This is a genomic window from Enterobacter cloacae complex sp. IR5418, assembly GCF_049238105.1.
GTDB lineage: Bacteria > Pseudomonadota > Gammaproteobacteria > Enterobacterales > Enterobacteriaceae > Enterobacter > Enterobacter hormaechei.
This window is the reverse complement of the sequence record NZ_JBMKHS010000033.1, coordinates 25984-38599: the sequence shown is the minus strand read 5'-3', so window position 1 is coordinate 38599 and position 12616 is coordinate 25984. Positions and strand designations below refer to the sequence as shown.

The following is a 12616-nucleotide window of genomic DNA, read 5'->3' as shown; positions in this document are numbered from 1 at the left end:
TAGCAAGGAACATAACGTGAACGGAATGACCACTACCGCCGTATGTGCCCCTCACCCTACCCTCTCCCCAAAGGGGCGAGGGGATGGTTCACTGCTCGCATTCATTTGTGGGGATCCCTCAACCCACCGGGAGAGGGATACGGTGGCATCAGGCAATGGTGACTTTACTGTCCAGATAGACATCCTGAACCGCATTAATCAGCTTCACGCCGTCGGCCATGGATTTTTTGAACGCCTTACGGCCAAGGATCAGCCCCATACCACCGGCGCGTTTGTTAATCACCGCCGTGCGCACCGCGTCGGTCAGGTCGGTTTCACCGCCTGCCGCACCGCCGGAGTTAATCAGCCCGGCGCGGCCCATATAGCAGTTCGCCAGCTGGTAGCGCACCAGGTCGATCGGGTTGTCGCTGGTCAGCTTGCTGTAAACACGGTCATCGGTGTAACCGAAGTTCACCGCTTTATAGCCACCGTTATTCTCGGCCATTTTCTGCTTCACAATGTCCGCCCCGATGGTCGCCGCCAGGTGGTTTGCCTGACCGGTCAGATCCGCTGAAACATGGTAATCCACGCCATCTTTCTTGAACGATGCGTTGCGCAGATAAGCCCACAGCACGGTCACCATGCCCAGCTCGTGGGCACGTTCAAACGCCGCGGAGATCTCTTCTATCTGACGGCGCGACTGTTCAGAGCCAAAATAGATCGTCGCCCCAACCGCCACCGCACCCATGTTGAACGCCTGTTCGACGCTGGCATACAGCGTCTGGTCATATTCGGTCGGGTAGCTCAGGGTTTCGTTGTGATTCAGTTTGACGAGGAACGGAATGCGGTGGGCATAGCGACGCGACACGGACGCCAGCACGCCATAGGTAGAGGCCACGCAGTTACAGCCCGCCTCAATCGCCAGCTCAACAATGTTTTTTGGGTCAAAATAGAGCGGGTTAGCCGCAAACGACGCCCCTGCCGAGTGCTCCACGCCCTGGTCCACAGGCAGAATGGAGAGATACCCGGTCCCACCCAGACGGCCGGTATTGTAAAGCGTCTGCATATTTCGCAGTACGGCAGGCGGACGGTTGTTGTCGACCATGACGCGGTCTACGTAATCATGGCCAGGCAGATAAAGCTGGTCGGCTGGAATGGTCATACAACGATGCTGTAAAAGGCTGTCGGCGTCTTTGCCAAGCAGCTGCGCAATATCAGTCATAGTGATGCTCCCGTAAGTCCGACGTGATGTCGGAGCGTGTGATCCAAGCCCACGTTTTTGGAGGCAGACTAAGCCTGGTACCGACTTAACCTATTTTCCACCATTTGCAACTTTTTTAAGCACAATCTGCTGGCTCGTTTCGTGTACAACATTTTTGTTACACTGATCAAACAATCGCCTTAAAGGTATTTAAAAGGTATTATCACATGGTATGTTACAAGCGTACCTCTGACATGCAGGATTAAAAAATGAAAACGAAAGTCCAACTGTCATTCATGATGTTCGTTGAATGGTTTATCTGGGGCGCATGGTTTGTGCCACTGTGGCTGTGGTTGAGTAAGAGCGGGTTTACCGCCGGAGAAATCGGCTGGTCGTACGCCTGTACCGCAATAGCCGCGATCCTCTCTCCCATCCTGGTCGGCTCGCTGACGGACCGTTTCTTCGCCGCCCAAAAAGTCCTGGCCGTGCTGATGTTCGCAGGCGCGATTCTGATGTACTTCGCGGCGCAGCAAACCCAGTTCAGCACCTTCTTCCCGCTGCTGCTGGCTTACTCCCTGACCTATATGCCGACCATCGCGCTGACCAACAGCATTGCCTTCGCGAACGTCGATGATGTGGAGGCTGATTTCCCGCGCATCCGTGTGATGGGTACCATCGGCTGGATCGCCTCTGGCCTGGCGTGCGGCTTCCTGCCGCAGATGATGGGCTATAGCGACATCTCTGACACCAATATTCCGCTGCTGATGACCGCTGCCAGCTCCCTTCTGCTCGGCGTCTTCGCGCTGTTCCTGCCGAATACCCCGCCGAAGAGCACCGGCAAGCTGGATTTCAAAGTGATGCTGGGGCTGGATGCGCTGATCCTGCTGCGCGATAAAAACTTCCTGGTGTTCTTCTTCTGCTCGTTCCTGTTTGCCATGCCGCTGGCCTTCTACTACATCTTTGCCAACGGCTATCTCACCGAAGTGGGGATGAAAAACGCCACCGGCTGGATGACCCTCGGCCAGTTCTCTGAAATCTTCTTTATGCTCGCCCTGCCGTTCTTTACCAAACGCTTTGGTATTAAGAAGGTCTTACTGCTGGGCCTGATCACCGCCGCCATTCGCTACGGCTTCTTTGTTTACGGCGGCGCCGAGCAATACTTCACCTACGCCCTGCTGTTCCTCGGCATTCTGCTGCACGGCGTGAGCTATGACTTCTATTACGTCACCGCGTACATCTACGTGGATAAAAAAGCGCCCGTGCATATGCGCAACGCGGCGCAGGGCTTGATCACGCTGTGCTGTCAGGGCTTTGGTAGCCTGCTGGGTTACCGTCTCGGCGGCGTGATGATGGAAAAAATGTTCGCATATAAAGAGCCGGTGAATGGGCTGACCTTCAACTGGGCCGGAATGTGGACGTTTGGTGCAATCATGATTGTGGTGATTGCCGTGCTGTTTATGCTGTTTTTCCGCGAATCGGATAAAGAGATCACCGCAATTGAGGTGGTTGATGGCGATACCGCGCTGACACGAGGGGAAGTTAAATGAAACAAGACCGTATTCTCGGTGCTCTTTACGGGCAGGCGTTAGGGGATGCGATGGGGATGCCGTCGGAGCTGTGGCCGCGCAAGCGGGTGAAAGCGCACTTCGGCTGGATCGACCGTTTCTTACCCGGCCCGGCTGAGAATAATGCCGCCTGCTACTTTAAACAGGCCGAATTTACGGATGATACGTCGATGGCGCTGTGCCTGGCCGATGCGATTATCGAATGCGACGGGGAGATTAATCCTGACGTTATCGGTAAGCATATTCTGGACTGGGCGCTGGATTTCGACGCGTTCAATAAGAATGTGCTCGGCCCGACCTCCAAAATTGCCCTGAACGCCATCCGTGACGGCAAACCGGTGAGCGAGCTGGAAAACAACGGCGTCACCAACGGGGCGGCGATGCGCGCCTCTCCGCTAGGCTGTCTGCTGCCAGCCACGCGTCTGGCCCACTTTGTGGAACAGGTTGCGTTAGCCTCCAGCCCGACCCATAAATCGGATCTCGCCATCGCCGGTGCGGTGGTGATCGCGTGGGCGGTTTCACGCGCGATCGACGGCGAGCGCTGGCAGAACATCGCTGATGCCCTGCCGGGCATTGCCCGCGCGGCGCAGGAGGCGAACACGACCACCTTCAGCGCATCGCTTTCCGCCCGGATTGAACTGGCCCTGAAAACCGTGCGCGAAGCCAACGGTACGGAATCCGCCAGCGAGCAGGTCTATCAGCTTATTGGCGCGGGAACGAGCACCCTTGAGTCCGTTCCGGCGGCGATTGCGATGGTCGAACTGGCAGGCACCGATCCAAACCGCTGCGCGGTGTTGTGCGCCAACCTGGGCGGTGATACTGACACTATCGGCGCGATGGCAACGGCCATTTGCGGCGCGCTGCACGGTGTCCAGGCCATTGATCTGGCGCTAAAAAACGAACTTGATGCCGTAAACCGGCTTGATTTCGGCCTTTACTGCGAAAAACTGCTGCACTTCCGGGAGCAAAGGGAGGGGGTATGAGTGCTTTTGCCCGCCGTCTCGAAACCCTTCACGCCACGCGACCCGTAACGGTGCTTGGCGCGGCGGTCATCGACGTGATTGCCGACGCCTACGCCCTGCCCTGGCGCGGATGTGATATCGAGCTGAAGCAACAGGGAGTGAATATTGGCGGCTGCGCGCTGAATATCGCCATCGCCCTGAAGCGGCTCGGCATAGCAGCGCAAAATGCCCTTCCCGTCGGTCACGGAGTGTGGGCCGATATTATCCGTAACGCCATGGCGAAGCAGGATCTGCACAGCGCCGTGGAAGCGGAAACGGGCGATAACGGCTGGTGTCTGGCGCTTGTGGAGCCTGACGGTGAACGGACCTTTATGTCGTTTAGCGGCGTGGAGAACCAGTGGCAGCAGCGCTGGCTGGACGGGTTAAGCATACCGGCCGGGAGCCTGATCTCGTTGTCCGGCTACCAGCTGGCGTCCCCCAGCGGTGAGTTGCTGACGGCCTGGCTGGAAAACCTTCAGGATGTGACGCTCTTTATCGATTTCGGTCCGCGCATCGCAGATATTCCCGACCCGCTGATGGCGCGGATCATGGCCTGTAAACCGATCGTCTCGCTCAATCGGCAGGAGGCGGAACTTGCCGCCGAATGGCTTGGCGTGAACGTGGAACAGCTCGGCACACAGTGGCAGCAACGGTTTGGCGCTGCGCTGATCGTGCGCCATGATAAAGACGGGGCGATCTGGTATGACGGCGACGCTTCCGGACACGTTCCGGCGTTCCCGGCTACCGTGGTCGATACCATCGGCGCGGGTGACAGCCATGCGGGAGGTACCCTTGCCGGGCTGGCCGCGGGATGGTCACTGCCAGAGTCGGTGCAGCTTGGCAATGCCGTAGCCGCCTGGGTAGTCAGCCATCGCGGTGGAGACTGCGCCCCCACGCGCGAGGCCCTACTCCTCGCACACAAAGACGTATAGGTCGCTGCGGCAGTAGCTGATGCTGTACTCAATTGGCCGGTGCTGTTGATCGAGCGCGACTTGCTTGATCACCAGCACCGGTATCTTATCGTCCATCTTTATGTGCGTCTGAAACTCGCTGTCCGGCATCCGGGCGCTGACGCGGGAACGGGTGCGCTGCGGAAAGATATTCTGGCTGCGGAAGTAATCATAAAGCGAGACGCCGATGTCGTCCGGGTTGGGGATTAACCCTACCGGTACCCAGGACTCCTCTATTGATACCGCATCGTCATCCACGTAGCGGATGCGCTTAAGCAGAAAGACATCGCTGTCCGGCGCAAGGGAAAGGTGGCGGGCGATCTCTTCCGGGCACTTCACGACGCGTTTATTGACCCACAGCGTGTTGGGCGTTTTGCCACGCAGCACCACCTGCTGAGAAAACCCGCGCGCCTCTTTAAGCGAATATTCAAAGATATTGTTGATTTGCGTACCGTATCCACGCGCGCGGGTGACAACACCGGCCTCTTCCAGCGCCTGCATTGCTTTACGCACCGTAATGCGCGACACACCGGCCAGCTGGCTCAGATCGCGCTCGCCAGGTAAAATATTACCGTGCGCGAGCACGCCGCTGCGTACCGCGTTTTTAACCGTTTCGGCAAATTTCAGATACAACGGCGTGTTGTCCGGTGCGGCAATTCGTTCCTTGAGTTGAGCAATTAACCGGGTATGCGCTTGTTCCATCTCTGTTTTTCTCTGGCATAAGGTTTTATGCCAGTATACGGCTTACCACCATGCATGAAAATGGTGAACCGGCCCAATACCGTGACCCACTTCCAGAGAATCGGCTTTTGCCAGCGCGCCGGAGAGCCAGATCTTCGCCTGCTGTACCGTCTCCGCCCAGCTAGCGTGACGGGGACGCAGCGCCGCCAGCGCCGCCGAGAGCGTGCAGCCCGTGCCGTGGGTGTTTTTGGTTTGTACGCGCGGGGCGGTGAAACGTTGCGCGCCATCGCGGGTGAAAAGCCAGTCCGGGCTTTCGGCATCATCAAGATGACCGCCTTTCATCAGCACCGCGCTGCATCCCATCGCCAGCAGCGCATTGCCCTGCTCTTTCATCTCACGTTCGTTTTGCGCGTGTGGCGCATCCAGCAGCGCGGCGGCTTCAGGCAGGTTTGGCGTGATCAGCGCCACCTGCGGCAGCAGCTTTTTACGCAGCGTGTCGACGGCAGAGGCGGACAGCAGCAGATCGCCGCTTTTGGCCAGCATCACGGTATCGAGCACCACGTTTTTTATCCGGTAATGTTTGAGACGTTCAGCAACCGCTTCAACAATGTCCGCCTCTGCGAGCATGCCGATTTTAGTGGTGTCGATACGTACATCGCTGAATACCGAATCCAGCTGTGCGGCGACAAAATCCGGCTCAATGCGATACACCGACTGTACCCCGCGCGTGTTTTGCGCCACCAGCGCGGTGATAACCGAGCAGCCGTAAGCGCCGAGCGCAGAGAAGGTTTTCAGGTCTGCCTGGATCCCCGCGCCACCGCTGGGATCGGTTCCCGCAATAGTCAGGGCGTTAATGCGTGTCATACCTGCTCCTCCAGCGCGTAAAGCGCATCCAGAAACGCCGGGGCAAAGCTGCCGGGGCCACGGCTATGAGACAGCGCAACTGACCCTGCACGTTTCATAAAGCCGCAGGCTGCCGTTGCGTTATCAAGCCTGTCGCCAGGCAGCGAGCAGCAGGCGGCGACAACCGCCGAGAGCGCACAGCCTGTCCCCACCACGCGGGTCATCAGCGGGTCGCCACCCGCGACCCTACGGGTTCGCTGGCCGTCGGTGATGTGATCCACTTCCCCTGTGACGACAACAACGGCGTGGGTCTGGCGGGCCAGCGCCTGCGCAGCGCTCAACGCGCTCGCCGCCGTATCGGTGGAATCCACCCCACGCCCGCCCGCACTCATTCCGGCAAGGGCGAGGATTTCGGAGGCGTTTCCACGAATGGCCGCAGGTTTAAGGGATAATAGTTGCTGGCAAAAGCGGGTGCGGAACGCCAGGGCGCCAACCGCGACCGGATCCAGAACCCAGGGAGTGCCCGCGCCTACTGCGCTCTCAATGGCCCGACGCATCGACTGGGCGCGCGGCGCGGTGAGTGTACCCACGTTGATGAGCAGCGCATCGGCAAGTGCGGCAAACTGTTCCGCTTCCTCGGCTTCGATCACCATTGCCGGGGAAGCCCCCAGCGCGAGCAGAACGTTAGCGGTGAAGGTCTGCACGACATCGTTCGTCATACAGTGCGTGAGCGGAGAACGGGTTCGGAATTGATGTAAAACGTGTGAGTCGAGCAGGTCAGGCTGCATGGTTTCGCTCCTGCCGTACGTGAAGAAGCGATGACCGGGTAGGCATCTGACTTCCCTACGCTGGCATTATCCAGATCAGGTAATACGGGTATTTCTCAGCCTTCACAAAGAAGGGCACCCCGAGTCAAATTACTTATAAAACAGCATATTACGAACTAGCAATTCGTAGTCATGTAGTGTAACCGGGGGGTAACATGGGTGCAAGGAGTTTCGGGCTGTCCGTTAACCACCCGTTGTGACCAATAACCTGCAAGATATTACCTACGCTCAATATGTATACATTATTGTTCAGTAAATTATCCTGCTAGATTTGTTAATAACTCATGAAAAACATTATTCACTCTCTATGCGAGGAAATTTTATTTTTATCCATAATGACGCACCGGGAGCGCTTTTATAAGATAGTCCACCTTCTTTCGTATGAAATAAACCCGCATATTAATGTAAACATTTATTTTGCAGAATTTTATTTCTGTTAAACACTTAATTTAACCCGCTCATTTACCACGTCATTTTCACCTTAATGTTTACACTAATAACAACCGCAAAATGACTTTTACGCCGTCGGAACTATTCATAATATTTATGACTTAGATCAAAATCATTGGTTTGTGTTTAATTGATAGTTTACTCGCGTTACTAAATAAGATTTAGACAGCGTTTATCCGTTTTTTAAATCCAGAAAATAAAGCTGTTCAGCTTCAGTATTTTTCAACAGTTAATGATGTGAGCTTTTCAAATGAAATCCATGAATAAAACCTTTGTTGCTATATTTGTAATGGGCGTTGTCTTAGCGGGTACAACAAGCCTCGCTGAAGCCGCGAATACGGTTTGGGACAATCAGCAAATCACTAACATTGTCGATGACCATCAGAATCAGATTACACAAAACAAAGCTGATAGCATTAACCGTGATATCGCAACGGATAACCGCTTAACGCAGGTTGATGACGACCTTCAGTCCACAAAACTAGGCGTGTTGGTCGTGGATAAAATGGCTCACGACGCACATCAGAAAGCGTTGCTTGCAGGCGCGCTTGCCGATACCGCCAGTCTGAAAAGTGAGGCGGCCCTACAGGGTGTGGCGACTAACGGAGCAGCAATTATCAACCTTCAACACGTCGATAATATTCAGGACAGCCGCCTTACTGCTCTCGAAAATGCACCTAAACCCATCAACGGTACAGATGGCGCGAAAGGTGATAAAGGGGATACCGGTGCGACTGGCGCGAAAGGCGATAAAGGTGATACCGGTGCAACTGGCGCGAAGGGCGATAAAGGCGATACCGGCGCGACAGGCATGAAAGGTGATAAGGGTGATACTGGCGCACAAGGCATTGCGGGAAGAAACGGTCGCGACGGTGCAGACGGTCATAACGGTAAAGATGGTGTAACAACCACCGTGACACAACGACAACTGGATACGGCTACCCAGGCGAAGGTCGCTAAAAATAGCCTGGCTGTTACCGCCGCCACGCAGGATCTGCAAGCCACCAGGCAGACATTACAGGCTATGAATACTAACACCAGCCAGCAATTTAAAACTCTGCGTGATGAAGTGGACAATAATAAGAAGCAGGCCAATGCCGGTATTTCAGGGGCGATGGCGATGGCGGGTTTGCCACAAGTGCAAACGAATCAGCGCCTCATGTTCTCTGCTGGCGGCGCGACTTACAACGGCGAGAGCGCGCTTGCTGTCGGTGCGTCCGTTAACGTTAATTCCCATGTCATTGCGAAAGTGAGCTTCTCAGATGATACCGCGAATAATATGGGTGCTTCGGTTGGGATTGGAATGGGCTTTTAAAGCGTAAAACAATCATCGGACAAATATAAAGTCTCATTTTTTACTGATGAGCATTTCGTTGATACAAAAAGATGTCTAAATATATTTTTATTTCAGCAGCCCTGTATCTGATGCTGATTTCGGTCGGGATCTGGATCGGCGTGATGTACGTCTCCTGGTATTTGTGTCGTTTTTAAGGTGAAAAAATGAAGAAATCAATGATGTTAGTTATAAGTACTGCCGTGCTTGCAGGTTGTGTCTCGCCTGCGCACGCCATAAACGCCCATTATCGCGCTCAATTAGAACGTTCAGGATGCACGCAAATTAGCGCTGGCGATGGCTCCTGCGATATCAGCAAAACCAAAGCGGAAAACGCGGCACAACACAAACCAGCGGAATCCGTTCACGATCCCCTGCGAGAAGCCTCATTCTCGTCGGATACGGTTAATGCCACCCTTTCAAACGGCTTTTTTAGCGCCACGGTCAACGGCAAAAAAGCCAGCGTTAAACGTCTGAATGCGAATTTCTATGAGATTCAGGGTAACGGTTTTGTGATATCGCTAAGCCTGGATGAAAACGGTATTACGGACGCGTCGTGGAATAAAACGAAGGGGCGCGAACACGGCGTTTTACACGTTACCCAGAAATAAACAGCGTAAGGAGGCTCTCCGCCTCCTTTTCTCTTGCTAATCGCACGATTTGTCACACACTTTTGTCTGATTTTACAATGCTGACAAATCACACGTAAGCCACTGTTTTTATTTGCCATAAATTGCAACTTTCCGCCTGAAAACGAGGTTCTACTCTCCCCTGTGCCCTGTGTCACAAAACAGTAAACAAATTAACCATTGAGCCAGGTGACAAAAGGCTCTATATTGGCGGCGTTTTTTTCAGGCCCCATCTGTTTTTTAACTTTTTATTCAATCGTTGCTCATAACGAAGCGGCGGTTGTAGGAGTGATATGATGACGGATAAAGTCCGTATTGACACCGTAGATGCCCACAAAAGCAACGAAACCTATCTGGCCCGTCAGGCCGAGTTTGAATCTAACGTCAGGAGTTATCCGCGCAAACTGCCTTTAGCCATCACGAAAGCAGAAGGCGTGTGGATCACCGATGCAGATAATAAAGAATACCTTGACTGTTTAGCCGGCGCAGGCACCCTCGCGCTTGGACACAATCATCCTGATGTGCTGAAAAGCATCCAAAATGTCATTACCAGCGGCTTGCCGTTACATACCCTGGATCTGACCACGCCTCTGAAAGACGCGTTTTCAGAATACCTCCTTTCTCTGTTGCCTGGTCAGGGCAAAGAGTACTGCTTGCAATTCACTGGCCCGTCCGGGGCTGACGCCGTTGAAGCGGCACTGAAGCTGGCGAAAAAAGTGACCGGTCGTAGCGGTATCATCAGTTTCTCTGGTGGTTATCACGGTATGACCCACGGCGCACTGTCCGTCACCGGTAACCTGTCTCCGAAAGAAGCGGTTGACGGTATGATGCCAGAAGTCCAGTTCATGCCTTACCCACACGAGTACCGTTGCCCACTGGGTATCGGTGGTGAAGCGGGCGTGAAGGCGCTGACCTACTACTTCGAAAATCTGATTAACGACGTCGAAAGCGGCGTGCGTAAACCTGCCGCGGTGATCCTCGAAGCCGTTCAGGGTGAAGGCGGCGTCAACCCGGCACCTGTTGAGTGGTTGCAGCGCATCCGTAAAGTCACTCAGGAACACGGTATCCTGCTGATCCTCGACGAAGTCCAGGCTGGCTTTGCCCGTACCGGTAAATTCTTCGCCTTCGAACATGCAGGTATTGAGCCAGACATCATCGTGATGTCTAAAGCGGTTGGCGGTGGTCTGCCACTGGCTGTGCTCGGTATCAAGAAGCAGTTCGATGCATGGGCGCCTGGTCACCACACTGGTACCTTCCGTGGTAACCAGCTGGCGATGGCAACCGGCCTGACAACGCTGAAGATCCTGAAAGACCAGAACATTGCAGGCAAAGTGGCTGCTCAGGGCGAATGGCTGAAAGGCCAGCTGAAAGAGATGGCGAAACGCTATCCGGTGATCGGCCACGTTCGCGGTCTGGGCATGATGATCGGTATTGAGATCGTTAAGCCACATGAAGCCGCCGACCACATGGGTTGCTTCCCGGGTGATGGCGAGCTGTCCGCTCTGATCCAGAAGAAATGTTTCGAAGCGGGCCTGGTTCTGGAGCGTGGTGGCCGTAACGGTATCGTTCTGCGTCTGCTGCCTTCCCTGCTGATCAGCGATGAAGAGCTGAAAATCTTCCTGGATAAATTCGAGCAGGCACTGCTTGCTGCGGGCGTTCGCCCGGCGTAACCGGAGTTGTTGATTACGATGTCTGATTCAAACCCAATTTTGTTCTCCTCTGCGCAGAGCATTGAAGCTTACCAGCAGGCGATTGAGCAAAGCACTCAGGCTGTGATGCAGTGGCTGAAACAGCCTGAGATGTACCAGGGCAAAACGGTCGCGGAACTGCGCGACCGTATTAAGCTGGATTTCAACCCGAAAGGGCTGGGCAACGAAGCGGCGATTGAACGCGCCGTGGAGTTCTTCCTGAAAGACAGTTTGTCCGTTCATCACCCGCAGTGCGTGGCGCACCTGCACTGCCCAAGTCTGGTCGTTAGCCAGGCGGCGGAAGTGCTGATTAACGCCACCAACCAGAGTATGGACTCCTGGGATCAAAGCCCGTCCGCAACCATCATTGAGATCAAGCTGATCGAGTGGCTGCGTACCCGCGTGGGTTATCAGGCTGGCGACGCAGGCGTCTTCACCAGCGGTGGCACCCAGAGTAACCTGATGGGCCTGATGCTGGCGCGCGATGCGTTCTTTGCGCGTCAGGGCCACTCGGTTCAGCAGGACGGTCTGGTGGGCGATCTGCGCAAGATCCGCGTACTGTGCTCAGAAAACGCGCACTTCTCCGTGCAGAAAAACATGGCGCTGATGGGTCTGGGCTACCAGTCCGTGGTGCAGGTGAAAACTGACGAATTCTCCCGCATGGATCTCACCGATCTGGCGGCGAAAATCGAACAGTGCAACGCGAACGGCGAGCAGATTCTGGCGATCGTCGCGACGGCTGGTACTACCGACGCGGGTGCTATCGATCCGCTGCGTGCGATTGCTGAGCTGGCGGCGAAACAGAATATCTGGGTGCACGTTGATGCGGCCTGGGGCGGCGCGCTGCTGATGTCTGAGCAGTATCGTCACTACCTGGACGGCATTGAGCTGGTGGATTCCGTCACCCTGGACTTCCACAAACAGTTCTTCCAGACCATCAGCTGCGGTGCATTCCTGCTGAAAGAAGCGCGTCACTATGAGCTGATGCGCTATCAGGCGGCTTATCTGAACTCTGAGTTCGATGAAGAAGCGGGTGTGCCTAACCTGGTTTCCAAATCTCTGCAAACCACACGCCGTTTCGACGCGCTGAAACTGTGGATGAGCCTGGAAGCGCTGGGTCAGGAACAATATGCGGCCATTATCGATCACGGCGTGACGCTGGCGCAGCAGGTTGCGGCTTACGTGAAAGAGCAGTCTGCGCTGGAGCTGGTGATGCAGCCTCAGCTGGCAAGCGTGCTGTTCCGCTTCCGTCCGCAGGCGCAGATGGATGACGCCGGTATCGCCCTGCTGAACCAGAAAATTGGTGACGCACTGCTGGAGTCTGGTCGTGCAAACGTAGGTGTAACCGAGCATAACGGTATCACCTGCCTGAAGCTGACCCTGCTGAACCCAACCGTGACGCTGGAGGACGTTAAAGTCCTGCTGTCTCTGGTTGAGCGTACTGCACAGGAAGTTCTGGCGAAGTAACG

At 55.1% G+C, this 12616-nt stretch carries 11 protein-coding genes and 1 riboswitch; of the genes, 7 read left to right on the top strand and 4 right to left on the bottom strand.

Going from position 1 to position 12616, the window contains the following annotated elements; genetic code table 11:
• Positions 1 to 148 precede the first annotated feature (148 nt).
• Positions 149 to 1201: a class I fructose-bisphosphate aldolase gene (gene fbaB / locus ACOTX7_RS19820; RefSeq protein ID WP_000129585.1), complete on the bottom strand. Its 1053-nt coding sequence runs from the start codon at positions 1199 to 1201 to the stop codon at positions 149 to 151.
• Positions 1202 to 1449: 248 nt separating this feature from the next.
• On the opposite strand from fbaB, the gene ACOTX7_RS19815 reads away from it, so the two are divergent.
• From ACOTX7_RS19815 to ACOTX7_RS19805, 3 genes are read left to right on the top strand one after another with little or no spacing between them, the layout of a single operon-like run.
• The gene (locus ACOTX7_RS19815) at positions 1450 to 2727 is read left to right on the top strand and encodes a nucleoside permease (RefSeq protein WP_003859236.1); all 1278 of its coding nucleotides are present in this window, start codon (positions 1450 to 1452) and stop codon (positions 2725 to 2727) included.
• Positions 2724 to 3728, top strand: coding sequence for an ADP-ribosylglycohydrolase family protein (locus tag ACOTX7_RS19810; protein ID WP_221256225.1), 1005 nt, complete (start codon positions 2724 to 2726; stop codon positions 3726 to 3728). The genes ACOTX7_RS19815 and ACOTX7_RS19810 overlap by 4 nt, the downstream gene beginning before the upstream one ends.
• The gene (locus tag ACOTX7_RS19805) at positions 3725 to 4678 is read left to right on the top strand and encodes a PfkB family carbohydrate kinase (protein WP_221256226.1); all 954 of its coding nucleotides are present in this window, start codon (positions 3725 to 3727) and stop codon (positions 4676 to 4678) included. Before ACOTX7_RS19810 ends, ACOTX7_RS19805 begins: the two co-directional genes overlap by 4 nt.
• On the opposite strand, the gene ACOTX7_RS19800 is transcribed toward ACOTX7_RS19805, so the two are convergent.
• The 3 genes from ACOTX7_RS19800 to thiM are packed head-to-tail and all read right to left on the bottom strand — an operon-like array spanning position 4652 to position 7008.
• Entirely contained in the window at positions 4652 to 5398 is a 747-nt protein-coding gene (locus ACOTX7_RS19800; RefSeq protein ID WP_006811263.1) for a GntR family transcriptional regulator, read from the bottom strand. The two genes, ACOTX7_RS19805 and ACOTX7_RS19800, sit on opposite strands and share 27 nt — an antisense overlap.
• Before the next feature lie 42 nt (positions 5399 to 5440).
• The gene (thiD, locus tag ACOTX7_RS19795; protein WP_221256227.1) at positions 5441 to 6241 is read right to left on the bottom strand and encodes a bifunctional hydroxymethylpyrimidine kinase/phosphomethylpyrimidine kinase; all 801 of its coding nucleotides are present in this window, start codon (positions 6239 to 6241) and stop codon (positions 5441 to 5443) included.
• A complete protein-coding gene (gene thiM / locus ACOTX7_RS19790; protein WP_221256228.1) occupies positions 6238 to 7008 on the bottom strand; it encodes a hydroxyethylthiazole kinase in 771 nt (256 codons plus the stop codon). The genes thiD and thiM overlap by 4 nt, the downstream gene beginning before the upstream one ends.
• Before the next feature lie 35 nt (positions 7009 to 7043).
• Positions 7044 to 7140: riboswitch (TPP riboswitch) on the bottom strand.
• Positions 7141 to 7756: 616 nt separating this feature from the next.
• Between thiM and ACOTX7_RS19785 the strand changes: the two genes are divergently transcribed.
• The 4 genes from ACOTX7_RS19785 to ACOTX7_RS19770 all read left to right on the top strand — a co-directional run bounded on the left by ACOTX7_RS19785 (position 7757) and on the right by ACOTX7_RS19770 (position 12614).
• Positions 7757 to 8812 carry a YadA C-terminal domain-containing protein gene (locus ACOTX7_RS19785; protein ID WP_313771840.1) on the top strand — a complete coding sequence of 352 codons (1056 nt, stop codon included), beginning with the start codon at positions 7757 to 7759 and terminating at the stop codon, positions 8810 to 8812.
• A gap of 185 nt (positions 8813 to 8997) precedes the next feature.
• Positions 8998 to 9441 (top strand): hypothetical protein, encoded by a 444-nt coding sequence (locus ACOTX7_RS19780; RefSeq protein ID WP_221256229.1) that lies wholly within the window; start codon positions 8998 to 9000, stop codon positions 9439 to 9441.
• Between the two features lie 311 nt (positions 9442 to 9752).
• The gene (locus tag ACOTX7_RS19775) at positions 9753 to 11129 is read left to right on the top strand and encodes a diaminobutyrate--2-oxoglutarate transaminase (RefSeq protein ID WP_006811269.1); all 1377 of its coding nucleotides are present in this window, start codon (positions 9753 to 9755) and stop codon (positions 11127 to 11129) included.
• Between the two features lie 18 nt (positions 11130 to 11147).
• Positions 11148 to 12614, top strand: a complete 1467-nt coding sequence (locus ACOTX7_RS19770) for a pyridoxal phosphate-dependent decarboxylase family protein (protein ID WP_006811270.1) — start codon at positions 11148 to 11150, stop codon at positions 12612 to 12614.
• Positions 12615 to 12616 lie beyond the last annotated feature (2 nt).